At 63.5% G+C, this 13,835-nt stretch carries 12 protein-coding genes; 2 read left to right on the plus strand and 10 right to left on the minus strand.

Going from position 1 to position 13,835, the window contains the following annotated elements:
* Window positions 1-41: 41 nt before the first annotated feature.
* On the minus strand, window positions 42-773 hold the full coding sequence (locus FJ428_RS20595) for a LuxR family transcriptional regulator (RefSeq protein WP_140557703.1): 732 nt from the start codon (window positions 771-773) through the stop codon (window positions 42-44).
* Between the two features lie 256 nt (window positions 774-1,029).
* Here FJ428_RS20595 and FJ428_RS20600 point away from each other — a divergent pair, with 256 nt between their 5' ends.
* Entirely contained in the window at window positions 1,030-1,881 is an 852-nt protein-coding gene (locus FJ428_RS20600; protein ID WP_140557629.1) for a transporter substrate-binding domain-containing protein, read from the plus strand.
* Between the two features lie 94 nt (window positions 1,882-1,975).
* Here FJ428_RS20600 and FJ428_RS20605 read toward each other — a convergent pair whose 3' ends face one another.
* A complete protein-coding gene (locus tag FJ428_RS20605; RefSeq protein ID WP_140496659.1) occupies window positions 1,976-2,383 on the minus strand; it encodes a tellurite resistance TerB family protein in 408 nt (135 codons plus the stop codon).
* A gap of 160 nt (window positions 2,384-2,543) precedes the next feature.
* Here FJ428_RS20605 and FJ428_RS20610 point away from each other — a divergent pair, with 160 nt between their 5' ends.
* Window positions 2,544-4,190 (plus strand): lysine--tRNA ligase, encoded by a 1,647-nt coding sequence (locus FJ428_RS20610; protein ID WP_140523947.1) that lies wholly within the window; start codon window positions 2,544-2,546, stop codon window positions 4,188-4,190.
* Here FJ428_RS20610 and FJ428_RS20615 read toward each other — a convergent pair.
* The 8 genes from FJ428_RS20615 to FJ428_RS20650 form a co-directional block, all read right to left on the minus strand.
* Entirely contained in the window at window positions 4,156-5,007 is an 852-nt protein-coding gene (locus FJ428_RS20615; RefSeq protein WP_348641382.1) for a thermonuclease family protein, read from the minus strand. The two genes, FJ428_RS20610 and FJ428_RS20615, sit on opposite strands and share 35 nt — an antisense overlap.
* Before the next feature lie 11 nt (window positions 5,008-5,018).
* Window positions 5,019-5,663, minus strand: coding sequence for a helix-turn-helix transcriptional regulator (locus tag FJ428_RS20620; protein ID WP_140496665.1), 645 nt, complete (start codon window positions 5,661-5,663; stop codon window positions 5,019-5,021).
* Window positions 5,664-5,786: 123 nt separating this feature from the next.
* Entirely contained in the window at window positions 5,787-6,332 is a 546-nt protein-coding gene (locus FJ428_RS20625; protein WP_140523944.1) for a thioesterase family protein, read from the minus strand.
* 64 nt (window positions 6,333-6,396) lie between these two features.
* Window positions 6,397-8,616, minus strand: coding sequence for a 3-hydroxyacyl-CoA dehydrogenase NAD-binding domain-containing protein (locus FJ428_RS20630; protein ID WP_140557626.1), 2,220 nt, complete (start codon window positions 8,614-8,616; stop codon window positions 6,397-6,399).
* Between the two features lie 14 nt (window positions 8,617-8,630).
* A complete protein-coding gene (locus tag FJ428_RS20635) occupies window positions 8,631-9,839 on the minus strand; it encodes an acetyl-CoA C-acetyltransferase (RefSeq protein WP_140557624.1) in 1,209 nt (402 codons plus the stop codon).
* A gap of 31 nt (window positions 9,840-9,870) precedes the next feature.
* The gene (locus tag FJ428_RS20640) at window positions 9,871-11,040 is read right to left on the minus strand and encodes an acyl-CoA dehydrogenase family protein (RefSeq protein ID WP_140817701.1); all 1,170 of its coding nucleotides are present in this window, start codon (window positions 11,038-11,040) and stop codon (window positions 9,871-9,873) included.
* A 112-nt stretch (window positions 11,041-11,152) separates the two neighbouring features.
* Window positions 11,153-12,943, minus strand: coding sequence for an acyl-CoA dehydrogenase (locus tag FJ428_RS20645; protein WP_140880026.1), 1,791 nt, complete (start codon window positions 12,941-12,943; stop codon window positions 11,153-11,155).
* Between the two features lie 262 nt (window positions 12,944-13,205).
* Window positions 13,206-13,667, minus strand: a complete 462-nt coding sequence (locus tag FJ428_RS20650) for a MerR family DNA-binding transcriptional regulator (RefSeq protein ID WP_140497287.1) — start codon at window positions 13,665-13,667, stop codon at window positions 13,206-13,208.
* Window positions 13,668-13,835 lie beyond the last annotated feature (168 nt).

Here is a 13,835-nt window from a genome sequence, read left to right on the forward strand (position 1 = left end):
GCGATCACGTAGGCAGGAATTTCTAGGCCGACCCGGCCGACCTAACTAATATAGCCGCGCCTTATCGCTTCAGCGACTGCCTGTACGCGGTTGACGGCGCCGAGTTTGCTTTTGGCGTTAAGGAGGTGTTTCTCCGACGTGTGTTCGGAGATGCCGAGGATTTGCGAAATCTCCCATTCGGACTTGCCGACGGCGGCCCATTGCAGGCATTCGCGTTCGCGCGGCGTCAGCTCGACATTATCGATGGTCTTGCTGGCCTTCGTGTGAAGCTGCATGGCCCGGCCCACCGCATAGGTCGACACCAGCGACACCAGACCGAACTCGGCGGCGGACAGTTCCACGGCCTCGCCACCCAGTGACACCATGACGATCTGGCCGTCGAGCGTGATGAGCGGGAAGGCCAGCCCGTCGCGCAGCTTGAACACGACGGCGTCGCCCATCACTTCGCCGCTGCTTCTGTCGATGCTAACGCCCTGGGCCGCTTCCCGCCACTGGAACGGCGCCTGCAACTGTTTCATGTGACTGACGATCGGGTCGTGATCGACATAGTTGCGCGCCACGTACCGCTCCAGCCATTCGACAGGCCAGTCGCAAAGCAGCACATGCTGCTTCTGCTGGCCGGTCGGCGTGCCCGGTTGCGGCACGGTGCCCGCCATCAGAGCGGTCAGGCCAAAATCCGACGTTATGCCCAACAGCCTCTCGCAAACCGCAGCCGCCGTTCCGGCATGCTGCAGGTGATCTATGTATTCCAGCGTGCGATCGAACTGACCCATCGCAACATCAAACCCCATGTTGCCTCGTTGAAATCGATGATCCGTGCCTTGTTGGCACTTCGCCACCGACCAGGGATTGCAAAGCGTTGCCTTGTGGTTGTGGTTCTCGACCCTGGTCCCCCACCAGGGCAGCCACCGCTGTTTGCAAACCTGCTAAAGCATATCCTGAAATCGACGCGTTGAAATCAAAAAGCATTGTGCCTGTACTATTTTCGTACCAGAACCGATGCCAACACAGGTGCGGTGGAAGTTTATCATGGCGTTCCAGCGGAGGTCTCTCGTCCTTGCATCGATGCTGATCGCGTCGCTGGCGTCGGGTGAGGGCGCGCGCGCGGCCGAGCCGCAGGTGCCGGTGCTGTGGGATGCCAAGGAGCGGCTGCCGAAACCGGATCTCTCCGCGCTGCCGCGGCTGCGGTTCCTGACCACAACCGATTTCCCGCCCTTCAACTTCCTGGACGGCGCGGGAAAGCTGTCCGGTTTCCACATCGACCTGGCGCGCGCCATCTGCGCCGAGCTCGGCATCGTCGACAAATGTCAGATCCAGGCATTGCCGTGGGCCGAGCTCGAAGAAGCGCTTGAGAAAGGCGAAGGCGAAGCGATCATCGCCGGCATCGCCGCGACGCCGCAGTCACGCCAGACATACGCCTTCTCGCGCCCCTACCTGCAATTTCCGGCGCGCTTCATCATGCCGAAGGGCGAGGCGCTGACCGAGCCGCTGTTCGCCAAGCTGCGCGGCAAGCGTGTCGGCGTGATATCAGGCTCGGCGCATGAGCGCATGCTGCGCGATTATTTCAACACCGTTCAGGTCGTCACCTTCGACAGGCCGGAAGACCTCTACGCCAACCTCAAGGCCGGCAAGATCGATGCCGCCTTCGGCGATGGCATGCGTTTCGCCTTCTGGCTGGGCGGTTCGGATGCGGCCGGCTGCTGCCGCTTTGCCGGCGGACCTTATCTGGCGCCGGAATATCTGGGTTCGGGCATGGCCATCGCCGCCCGATCCGATGACCCGGCGCTGGCCGCCGCTCTCGACTACGCGCTGCAGGAGATTTCGCTGAAAGGCACGTTCGCCGAGTTCTACCTGCGCTATTTCCCGGTCAGCTTTTTCTGATCCGGTCCCGGTCAGTTTCTTCTGATCCGGTCCCAGTCAGCTTTTTCTGATCCGGTGCCGGTCAGTTTCTTCCGGTCGGGTTGAGTGTCGCCGCTCAGGTCAGCGTGCGCAGGCGCGCCTTGGCCGCACGCGCGATCGCCGCGACGGTCAGCGTGTCGAGATCGAGCTTGAGGCGAATGAGTTGGAGCACCCGCACCTCCTCCATCCGCATTTCGAGATCGACGGCCGCGACCTCGAAGGCGGCCGCATAGGCGGTGTCGCGCAGGCGCTCCGGCAGGGCCTCGGCCACGCTTGCCAGGACACCCTCCAGCCCGCCCTTTTCATGCAGCTTCTTCTGGCAGGCCTGGGCGACGCCAACCAGGCGGTCGTGGTCGAAATCCTCGAACACCGGCCATGAGCGGACGACCTCGCCGATCCGCGCCAGCTCGACATCCGTCATGTCGCGGTCGGAGGCGGAGGTGATGACCATCAGGTAGATCAGCGCTTCATGCGGGGTCGGCATTCAACAACTCCTCGATACGGGCTGCGAAGGTAGGAACGCGTTCCCTGCGCTGCAAGGAAAAAGCGCCGCGCTCGTTGACGCTCCGGTCAGGCGCGCATAGAGACCGGTTGAAAAATCCTCACTTGCGGCTTTGCCGGCGTCTAATTTGGAAAACAGTGACATGGCGGGATCAAACATCATCGATCTCAATCCCGAAGTGCTGACGGCGGCGGCCGAAAGCAAGGCGTGGCCGTTCGAGGAAGCCCGCAAGATCATTGAGCGCTACAAGGGCCGCGAACTCCCGCAAACGGTGCTGTTCGAAACCGGATATGGCCCGTCCGGCCTGCCGCATATCGGCACGTTCGGCGAGGTGGCGCGCACGTCGATGGTGCGGCATGCCTTCCGCGTCATCACGCAGGACAAGGTCGCTACCAAGCTGCTGTGCTTTTCCGACGACATGGACGGCATGCGCAAGATACCCGACAGCGTGCCGGATCGCGCGGCGCTGGAGCCGCACCTGCACAAGCCGCTGTCTTCGGTGCCCAACCCTTTCGGCGGCGATTATGCGAGTTTCGCCGACCACAACAACGCGATGCTCTGCCGCTTCCTCGACACGTTCGGCTTCGACTACGAGTTCGCCAGCGCGACGCAGTACTACAAGACCGGCCGCTTCGACGCGATGCTGTTGCGCGCGGCCGAACGCTACGACCAGATCATGGCGGTGATGCTGCCGACGCTGGGAGAGGAGCGGCAGGCGACCTACAGCCCGTTCCTGCCGATCTCGCCGAAGAGCGGCCGCGTGCTCTACGTTCCCATGAAGCATGTCGATGCCAGGGCGGGCACCATCACCTTCGACGATGACGGTACCGAGACCACGCTGCCGGTTACCGGCGGCAAGGTGAAGCTGCAGTGGAAGCCCGATTTCGGCATGCGCTGGGCGGCCCTTGGCGTCGATTTCGAGATGTTCGGCAAGGACCATCAGACCAATGCGGTGGTCTATGACCGCATCTGCAACATCCTCGGCGGGCACGCGCCGGAACATTTCGTCTACGAGCTGTTCCTGGACGAGAACGGCCAGAAGATCTCCAAATCCAAGGGCAATGGGCTGACCATCGACGAATGGCTGACCTACGCGCCGACGGAGAGCCTGGGACTCTATATGTACCAGCGGCCGCGACAGGCCAAGAAGCTCTATTTCGACGTCATCCCCCGGGCCGTGGACGAATATTACACCTTCCTTGCAGCCTATCGGAGGCAGGACTGGAAGGAACGGCTGGGCAACCCGGTCTGGCACATGCACGACGGCAATCCGCCCGCCATCGATATGCCCGTGCCGTTCTCGCTGCTGCTCAACCTGGTCAGCGCCTCCAATGCGCAGAACAAGGACGTGCTGTGGGGCTTCATCTCGCGCCATGTGCGGGGCGTGACGCCGGCGACCCACCCTGAGCTCGACAGGCTGACGGGTTATGCGATCCGCTATTTCGACGATTTCGTGAAGCCGACGAAGACCTTCCGCGCGCCCGACGACGTCGAGCGGGAGGCGCTGGAAGCGTTGGATCAGGCGCTTGGCGCCCTGCCGGCGGGCTCGGACGGCGAGGCGATCCAGAATGCCGCGCTCAACGTCGCCCGCAAGGTGGAACGCTATCAGGATCATTCCAAGAAGAGCCCCGAAGGTGGTCCGGGCGTTTCGGGCGCCTTCTTCCAGATGATCTACCAGGTGCTGATCGGGCAGGAGCGCGGACCGCGCTTCGGCTCGTTCGCGGCACTCTACGGCATCGCCGAGACGCGCGGGCTCATTCAGAAGGCGTTGGCTGGTCAGCTGGCTTGAGAATGCCGCCGACCTCTTCCAAGATCGAGCCCGGCGCTTGCGGCGCCGGGGCGCGGGCGGCCGGCATCGAAGGCACGCCTGAAAGGCTTGGCGCCGATCCGAAAATGCCTTTCCTTTCGCTGCGCGCTTTTTCCCCGACTTCGACGTAAGGGCCGCCTTTGGCGGCGCGCGCCCAGCCGTTCTCGACCAGCCATCGGCCGACATCCTGCTTGCCGATCCGGCAGTCGGCGGCGATCAGGTCGCGGCCGCCTTCCGGCGGCACGGCGCAGACCACCGCCCGGCCGCGCAGGAAGGCGCGGAACGCCGTGCGCGCGCGGACGCCGCAGGGCCAGGATTTACCGTCCGAGGTGCAGGTCTCGTCCTGCCCGACAATGTCGACGCCGGAAACCGCGACAGAATAGCCCTTCGCCTCGATCAGTCCGGCGGCGGGCGCGACCGGCTGGAACAGCTTCGTCCCTTTCCAGTCGTCCGGCATTTTCGGCTTGGGCGGCATGGCCAGCGCCAGCTTGCTCAACGGCGCGCGCGGCTCCACCCGCTCCAGCTCCTTGCTGGGAAGCTCCGGCGGCGCCACGACTTGGGGATCGATCGCACGCGAGTGCGGGCTAGCGGCGGGGGGCGGCGGAGCGGCAATGGCCGATGTGGCCCGCTCCTCCGGCACACCGTCGGTGCCTGGCTGAGAGACCGTATCGGCGCTCGGATCGATCTGTTCCACCCCGACGGCAGCTTCGCCGCTCTTCAGCGCGCGGCCGCCGGCGACTACCAGCGCGGCCATTCCAGGGACCATCAGAACCGCAAGGACAAGATGAGGAAGCCGCACCAGCCCGCACCCTATTGGCTTGCCCAGACGATCCGCGCCACCCATTCAACCTCGCGCATGGGAATGTCGCGGTCCGGATGATCGGGATTGAGCGAAACCAGTGCGATCGACCTGGCGGTCTGGCGATCGAGCACCTTGGCCATCACCTCGCCGCCCGTCGTCTTGACGACGACGCGATCGCCCTTGCGGATGAGGGCTGCCGGCTCGACGATGAGCACGTCGCCATTGCGGTAGAGCGGCAGCATTGAATCGCCTTGCACCTGAAGCGCATAGGAACTCTCGGTCGATTGCGCCGGCAGTTCCACCAGATCCCAGCCTTGACCGGCCGGGAAGCCGGCATCGTCGAAAAACCCGCCGGCGCCGGCCTGGGCAAAGCCGAGCAACGGAACGGCACGCCCGCGGGCGGGCATCGCGCCGTGGCCGGCCCGACCTTCTATCAGCCCGGTGAATTCGTCGAGCGAAGCGCCCGTCGCCTCGATGATCTTGGCCAGCGATTCGGTCGAGGGCCAGCGCGGCCTGCCGTCCGACGACAGTCGCTTCGACTTGTTGAAGGCAGTCGAATCAAGGCCGGCCCGCTTCGCCAGGCCGGAAGCCGAGAGCGAATACCGCTCGGCCAGAGCGTCGATGGCGGCCCAAACACGGTCATGCGAGAGCAATTCCGCTCTCCTTGCAAAAAGGAAAAAATGCCTTTCCTTTCTAGTCTTCGAATGAACGTTTGTCCACCGGTTGTGCCATGGCACTACATCTTCCTGCTGGCCGCGCCAATTCCGGTTTCCGGGTCAACCGATCCGCTTGGCCTGCCCGCGCAGGTTCCGGTGCGAGGCCATGAACGCCCGCTCGGCTTCGCTGGGCGGACGCGGCTGGGCGGAGCGGCCAAGCGCGGCGACGACCTCGTCAATATCGAGAAAGCGCCGGGCGGCGCGGTCGTAGACGCCGGCTGTCGTCATGATCAATGCGGCGGTCTCGCCATTGTCGAGGACGAAACGGTGCTTGCCGATGACCTGGCTGCCTTCCCAGGTCTCGATCGAAGACACCACTTCGAAACGCCGCCACAGTTTGATCTCACGCACATAGGCCGATTGCAGCCCGCCGATCATCGGCGCCCAGCCATTCGTTCTCGCCAGAGTGATGAGGCCGGCGCGGATGAAGATATCGATGCGGCCAAGGTCCGCCAGCATCATATAGCGGGCATTGTTGAGATGGCGGTTGAAATCGATGTCCGTCGGCAGGCAGCGAAAGGCCAACCGGCTTTCATCACCCATCTGGTAGGAGCCACGGCTGCCCGCCGTGGCCATCATACGCGCAAGGCGCCCCCAGACATACATTACGGCGCGGCGCGTCTTTTCGGACGCGCAAGGGACGCCGCGGCACCTTTGATTCCGGCCACGCTCAGGCCGCCTGCTTCACGTCGCCCTTCGCGTAGGGGTCGAAGCGCTGGTAGAAAGTCTCGCCCTTTTCGGCCATGTCGAGCAGCAGCCTGGGCACCTTGAACTCGGCGCCGTATTTCTTCTGCAAGCTCTTTGCGATCTTGACGAACTGCCCGGCGCCGATGCCGTCGATGTAGGACAGCGCGCCGCCCGTATAGGGCGCGAAGCCGAAGGCCAGGATCGAGCCGACATCGGCCTCGCGCGGATCGGTGACGATGCCCTCCTCCATCACCCGAGCCGCTTCCAACGCGATGGTGACCAGCAGGCGCTGCTGCAATTCCGCATAGTCGACCTTCTCCGGCTTGAGCTGCGGATAGAGCTCCTTAAGGCCCGGCCACAGCTTCTTCTTGGCCGGCTTGGCCGGATAGTCGTAGAAGCCCTTGCCGTTCTTGCGGCCGAAGCGGCCGTGGTCGTCGGCCATGGTGTTGATCAGCGCCATCTGCTTCGGGTCGACCGCCTTGTCGCCGAGATCCCTGATGGTCTGCTTCATGATCTTCTGGGCGAGGTCGATGGCCGTCTCGTCGGTCAGCGCCAGCGGGCCGACCGGCATGCCGGCGGCCTTGGCGGCGTTCTCGATCATCGGTGCCGGAACGCCCTCGATCAACATCTTGTAGGCTTCCGACATATAGCGCAGCACGCAGCGGTTGACGTAGAAACCGCGCGTATCGTTGACGACGATCGGCGTTTTCTTGATGGCGCGCACGAAGTCGATCGCGGTGGCCAGCGCCTTGTCACCGGTCTTCTTGCCAAGGATGATTTCGACCAGCATCATCCTGTCGACCGGCGAGAAGAAATGGATGCCGATGAAATTCTTCGGCCGCGCCGAATTCTTGGCCAGGGCGGTGATCGGAATGGTCGAGGTGTTCGACGCGAAGATCGCCGACGACTTCAGCACCGCTTCCGCCTGTTCGGTGGCGCTTTTCTTCACCGCGGAATCCTCGAACACCGCCTCGACCACGAGATCGCAGCCGGCAAGGTCGGCATAGTCCGATGTCGGTGTGATCAGCGACAGGAGCCTGTCCTTGTCCTCGGGCTTGGCACGCCCCTTCTTCACCTGATCCGAGATCAGACCATCCGAATGGGCCTTGCCCTTCTCGGCGGACTCCATGTCGCGGTCGAGCAGCACCACCGGGATGCCGGCTTTGGCCGTGACATAGGCAATACCGGCGCCCATGAAGCCCGCGCCGAGAATACCGATCTTCTTGAACCTGGTTTCCGGCACGCCAGCCGGGCGGCGCGCGCCCTTGTTCAATTCCTGCAGCGACACGAACAGCGAGCGGATCATCGCCGGTGCTTCCTTGGTCTGCATGATCTCCGTGAAATAGCGCTGTTCGATCCTGAGCGCGGTGTCGAACGGCACCAACAGGCCCTCATAGACGCATTTCAGGATCGCCGCGGCGGCCGGATAATTGCCATAGGTCTCGCGGCGCAGGATGGCGATGGCCGGGGGCCACAGATTGGCGCCCGCCGCCGAATAGACCGGACCGCCGGGCAACTTGAATCCGTTCTCGTCCCACGGCGCTACCGGCTTGAGGCCGTTCCTGATCATGGTCTTCGCAGTCTCGACCAGCTTGGCCGGCTCGGCGATCTCGTGGATCAGGCCCATCGACTTCGCCTTCTGCGGCGACAGGTTCTGGCCGGAGGTCAGCATTTGCAGCGCCTGCTGCTGGTCGGTGAGACGCGGCACCCGCTGGGTGCCGCCGGCGCCCGGGAAAATACCGATCTTCACCTCGGGGAGCGCCATCTTCACCTTGTCGGAATCGGCGGCGACGCGGCCATGGCAGGCCAGCGACATTTCGAATGCACCGCCCATGCAGGTGCCGTTGATTGCCGAAACCCACGGCTTGCCCGACGTCTCCAGCTTCCGGAACAGGCCGGTCATGGTGCCGGCGTTTTCGAACAGCGCCCTGGTGGCCTTTTCGAGATCCTTGCCCTTTTCAACCGCGAAGGTCGTCAGCATCTTCTGGAGCATAGTGATGTCGGCGCCGCCTGAGAACGTATCCTTGCCGGAGGTGATGACCGCGCCCTTGATGGCGGCGTCGCCCGCCACCTTGTCGACAATGGCGTTCAGCTCGCGCATCACCTCCTCGGTGAAGACGTTCATCGAGCGGTCCGGCATGTTCCATGTGACCAGTGCAATGCCGTCGGCGTCGGTGTCGAGGGTGAAATTGGTGTAGCTCATCGTTTCTCTCCCCGTCAGACGCGTTCGATGATGGTTGCGGTGCCCATGCCGGCGCCGATGCACAGCGTCACCAGCGCGGTGTTCAAATCGCGGCGCTCGAGCTCGTCCAGCACGGTGCCGAAGATCATCGCGCCGGTGGCGCCCAGCGGATGGCCCATGGCGATGGCGCCGCCATTGACGTTAATCCTGTCGTGCTCGATATCGAAGGCCTGCATGTAGCGCAGCACCACGGAGGCGAAGGCCTCGTTGAGCTCGAACAGATCGATGTCCGACAGCTTCATCTTGGCGCGCTTCAACAGCTTCTCGGTGACGTCAACGGGGCCGGTCAACATCAGCACCGGCTCGGAGCCGATGTTGGCGAAGGCGCGGATGCGGGCGCGCGGTTTCAGGCCCATGGCCTTGCCGGCCCGCTTCGAGCCCAGCAGCACGGCCGCCGCGCCGTCGACGATGCCCGACGAATTGCCGGCATGGTGGACGTGATTGACCTCCTCCACTTCCGGATGCTTCTGCACCGCCACGGCGTCGAAGCCGCCCATTTCGCCGGGCATGACGAAGGAGGGATTGAGCGAGGCCAGCGACTGCATGTCGGTCGATGGGCGCATATGCTCGTCATGGTCGAGGATGGTGAGACCATTCTGGTCCTTAATCGGGATCACCGAATTCCTGAAGCGGCCATCGGCCCAGGATTTTGCCGCGCGCTTCTGGCTCTCGACGGCGTAGGCGTCGACATCGTCCCGGCTGAAGCCGTATTTTGTGGCGATCAGGTCGGCCGAAATACCTTGCGGCACGAACCAGCCGGGCAGGCCGACCGAAGGGTCCATGAACCAGGCGCCACCCGAGGCGCCCATGCCGACGCGCGACATCGATTCGACACCGCCGGCAATGACGATCTCATCGGCGCCCTGGGCTATCTTGGCGGCGCCGAAATTGATGGCGTCGAGGCCGGAGGCGCAGAAGCGCGAGATCTGCATGCCGGGCGCCGAGGTCGCGTAGCCGGCCTCGAAGGCCGCGGCGCGCGGAATGACCGACCCCGCCTCGCCGACCGGGTCGACACAACCGAAGATGATGTCGTCGACAGTTGCAGTGTCGAGCCCGTTGCGGTCGCGCAGCGCCTCCAGCGTCCTGGCGGCGAGCCGCACTGCCGGCACTTCGTGCAGCGAGCCATCCTTCTTGCCCCTGCCGCGCGGCGTGCGAACGGCGTCATAGACGTAAGCTTCGGCCATTTTCCTGCTCCTTGGGTTTGCCGACCGATGCTCAGAGCGAGCGGCCGATCAGCAATTTCATGATCTCGTTGGTGCCGCCATAGATGCGCTGGACGCGGGCGTCGCGGAACATGCGGGCGATCGGATATTCATTCATGTAGCCATAGCCGCCATGCAGTTGAAGGCATTCGTCGACGACTTTGCCCTGCAGGTCGGAAAGCCAGTACTTGGCCATCGACGCCGTCACCGGATCGAGACCGCCATCGATGTGGCGCGCCACGCAATCATTGTAGAAGACGCGGCCGATCGTGGCCTCGGTCTTCAGTTCGGCCAGCTTGAACTGGGTGTTCTGGAAATCGATGACCGCCTTGCCGAACGCCTTGCGCTCCTTGACGTATTCGATGGTCAGCGCCAGCGCGCGCTCGACCATGGCAATCGCGCCTGTGCCGATCTGCAAACGCTCCTGCGGCAATTGCTGCATGAGCTGGATGAAGCCTTGTCCCTCCTCGTGGCCGAGCAGGTTGGAGGTCGGCACACGCGCATCGTTGAAGAACAGCTCCGATGTGTCATTGGCCTTCAAGCCGATCTTGTCGAGGTTGCGGCCGCGCTCGAAGCCGTCGACCTCGTCGGTCTCGACGACGATCAGCGAAGTCCCCTTGGCGCCCTTGTCCGGATCGGTCTTGGTGACGACGATGATGAAATTGGCGAGCTGGCCATTGGTGATGAAAGTCTTGGAGCCATTGATCTTGTATTGGTTGCCGTCCCTCTCGGCCCGCATCTTGACGCCTTGCAGGTCGGAGCCGGCGCCGGGCTCCGTCATGGCGATGGCGCCGATCAGTTCGCCGGTGGCGAGCTTCGGCAGCCATTTCTTCTTTTGCTCCTCCGAGCCGTAGTGGAGGATGTAGGGGGCGACGATCGAATTGTGCAGACCGATGCCGAAGCCGTCGACGCCGACATGGCCGATGGCCTCGATGATGGCGCTCTCATGGGCGAAGGTGCCGCCCGATCCGCCATATTCCTCCGGCATTGAGGCGCAGAGCAGGCCGGCGGCACCGGCCTTCAGCCAGCTCTCGCGGTCGACCATTTCGTTCTTCTCGAACTCGTCGTAACGCGGCGCGATCTCTTCGGACATGAAGCGGTGCGCCATGTCGTAGAGCATGCCGACCTCGTCCGCCGCCCAGGCGGGCTTCGGCAGGCCAAGGATTTCGGCTGGGTTGGTCATGCGATGATCTTCCTCCCAAGGTCTGCCATCGAAATTGAGATCCGCGCACTGTCGCGGCGCCCCCTCCCGGCCCCTCTGGACCGCCCTCCCCTCAAAGGGAGAGGGACCATTTCTAGAACGCTTCCGCCGGCAGTGCCATCAACGTATCGGCGCCACTGGAGATGCGGGCGAGACGCGTCGCGGTTTCCGGCATGATCCTCTCCATGAAGAAGCGCGCCGTCACCAGCTTGTTGTCGTAGAAGGACGACGCGCCGTTGGCGCCCGCCTTGCCTTGGGCGGCCCTGGCCATCTGCGCCCACATATAGCCGAGCGCCACGAGGCCGAAGAGATGCATGTAGTCGGTCGAGGCGGCGCCGGCATTGTCGGGCTTGGCCATGCCGTTCTGCAGCAGCCACATGGTCGCCGCCTGAAGATCGTTGAGGCTCTTCTTCAATGCCTTGGTGAAGGGGGCCATCTTCTCGTCGGCGCGGTTCTCTTCACAGAACTCGCCGACTTCCTTGAAGAACGCCTGCACCGCGCGGCCGCCGTTCAGACCCAGCTTGCGGCCGACGAGATCGAGCGCCTGGATGCCGTTGGCGCCTTCATAGATCATGGCGATGCGGGCATCGCGCACGAACTGGCTCATGCCGTGCTCTTCGATGTAGCCATGGCCGCCGAACACCTGCTGCGCCATCACGGCATGATCGAAGCCCTTGTCGGTGAGCACGCCCTTCACCACCGGCGTCATCAGCCCGGTGTAGTCGTCGGCCGCCTGGCGGTCCTTGTCGTCGGCGGAGCGATGGGCGATGTCCGACTTGATCGCCGTCCACAGCGCCAGCGCGCGGCCGGCCTCGTTGAAGGCCCTCATGGTCATCAGGCTACGGCGGATGTCGGGATGGACGATGATAGGATCGGCCTTCTTGTCCGGCGCCTTCGGCCCCGACAGCGAGCGGCCCTGCAAGCGGTCCTTGGCGTAGGCGACGGCGTTCTGGTAGGCAATCTCGGACAGCGACAGCCCCTGCAGGCCGACGCCGAGCCGCGCCTCGTTCATCATCGTGAACATCGCCTTGAGGCCGCCATTGGCCTCCCCCAGCAGCGTGCCTTGCGCCTCGTCATAATTCATGACGCAGGTCGAATTGCCGTGGATGCCCATCTTTTCCTCGATGGAACCGCAGGAGACGGTGTTCCTCTCATCGGGATTGCCAGAAGCATCGAGCTTGAGCTTCGGCACGATGAACAGCGAGATGCCCTTCACCCCTTCGGGCGCCCCCTCGATGCGGGCCAGCACCAGGTGGACGATGTTGTCCGCCATGTCGTGCTCGCCGGCCGAGATGAATATCTTCTGGCCCGAGATCTTGTAAGTGCCGTCGCCATTCGGCACGGCCTTGGTGCGCAGCAGGCCCAGATCGGTACCGCAATGCGGCTCGGTCAGGTTCATGGTGCCGGTCCAGACGCCCTCGACCATCTTCGGCAGCCATTTGGCTTTCTGCTCGTCGGTGCCATGGGTGATGATCGCCGCGATCGCGCCCTGCGTCAGGCCCGGATACATCATCAGCGACATATTGGCCGACACCATATACTCGGCCACGGCGGTATGCACGGCATAGGGCAGGCCTTGGCCGCCGAACTCGACGGGCGCCGCCAGCCCCATCCAGCCGCCCTCGCGATACTGATCGAAGGCTTCCTTGAAGCCCTTCGGCGTCGTCACCGAGCCATCGTCATGGCGCACACAGCCTTCCATGTCGCCGACACGGTTGAGCGGATGCATGACGTTTTCCGCGAGCTTGGCGCCCTCGGCGAGGATCGCCTCCAGCACGTCGGGCGTTGCATCAGAAAAGCCGGGGAGATTGGAATGGCGCTGGTAGCCCAGCACCTCGTTGAGCACGAACAGCGTATCCTGCACCGGCGCCCTGTAGATCGGCATGCTCTTCTCCACCCTGCGGACCTGATCCGAAACCCCCGAATTCATGTCAGGCGGCATGCGGACCCGTGTTCAGCGGGAGATAACAAAAATTGACGTTTGCGTAAACGTCAATTCAGCCGATGCGACAAAATTTCTCCTGCACCGCAGCAAACCGCACGCGATGCAGTACATGTGTTGGAACCCTCAATGACAAAAGCCGCGTGGCGCTCGCCACACGGCTTTTTTCGATCATGGATGTTGCGCCGCAAGGCGGCGGCCCAAATCAGCCGGCGACGCTCGCCTGCGGCGCCGAGCGCTCGACCAGCATCTGCCGGACGGCAGCCATGGAGGTGCTCAACTCGCTGATGGCGTCATCGATGAGCGTGCGCTGCTTCTGGAGGCGGGCAAGCTGCTTCTCCGACTTGTCCAATGCCAGCCGCAACTGCTTGGTGTTGGAGCCGGTGGGATCATAGAGATCCATCATCTGCTTGACGTCGCGCAACGAGAACCCGACCTTGCGGCCGAGCAGGATCAGTTTCAGCCGAACCCTGTCGCGGCGCGTGTAGAGGCGGGTTGAACCGTCGCGCTGCGGGTTGAGCAGGCCCTTGTCTTCGTAGAAACGCAGCGTGCGCAGCGTCACGCCATATTTCTTGGCCATTTCGCCGATGCGGACGAGGTCCTCGCCCGAGTCGACGGATATAGTGTTGGTATTGGCCGCGGTCTCGCCGGCCGAGATAAGCTTCATGGTCACTGGCTTTCCCCGTCTGTGGCGTCGCGGTCCTGGACCAAGCGATGCCTGACTGAAAGCGGGGGCGTGCTTCCAGCCGTGGTTTCGACAAACAAATCGCAAACAGCACGCTTGATGCGCCTTTTACGTTTACGTCAATTCTATACCGATAGCCCTCTCATGACG

Origin of the sequence: Mesorhizobium sp. B2-8-1, from assembly GCF_006440955.1 — a bacterium.
In the GTDB taxonomy this organism is placed as follows: domain Bacteria; phylum Pseudomonadota; class Alphaproteobacteria; order Rhizobiales; family Rhizobiaceae; genus Mesorhizobium.

Bases quoted from the DNA above. Each gene is read 5' to 3' on its own strand.
- FJ428_RS20605 (WP_140496659.1), bottom strand. From the start codon at position 2,383: ATGCCGACCCCGCATGAAGCGCTGATCTACCTGATGGTCATCACCTCC.
- FJ428_RS20595 (WP_140557703.1), bottom strand. From the start codon at position 773: ATGGGTCAGTTCGATCGCACGCTGGAATACATAGATCACCTGCAGCAT.
- FJ428_RS20650 (WP_140497287.1), bottom strand. From the start codon at position 13,667: ATGAAGCTTATCTCGGCCGGCGAGACCGCGGCCAATACCAACACTATA.
- FJ428_RS20640 (WP_140817701.1), bottom strand. From the start codon at position 11,040: ATGACCAACCCAGCCGAAATCCTTGGCCTGCCGAAGCCCGCCTGGGCG.
- FJ428_RS20645 (WP_140880026.1), bottom strand. From the start codon at position 12,943: ATGCCGATCTACAGGGCGCCGGTGCAGGATACGCTGTTCGTGCTCAAC.
- FJ428_RS20635 (WP_140557624.1), bottom strand. From the start codon at position 9,839: ATGGCCGAAGCTTACGTCTATGACGCCGTTCGCACGCCGCGCGGCAGG.
- FJ428_RS20610 (WP_140523947.1), top strand. From the start codon at position 2,544: ATGGCGGGATCAAACATCATCGATCTCAATCCCGAAGTGCTGACGGCG.
- FJ428_RS20600 (WP_140557629.1), top strand. From the start codon at position 1,030: ATGGCGTTCCAGCGGAGGTCTCTCGTCCTTGCATCGATGCTGATCGCG.
- FJ428_RS20630 (WP_140557626.1), bottom strand. From the start codon at position 8,616: ATGAGCTACACCAATTTCACCCTCGACACCGACGCCGACGGCATTGCA.
- FJ428_RS20625 (WP_140523944.1), bottom strand. From the start codon at position 6,332: ATGTATGTCTGGGGGCGCCTTGCGCGTATGATGGCCACGGCGGGCAGC.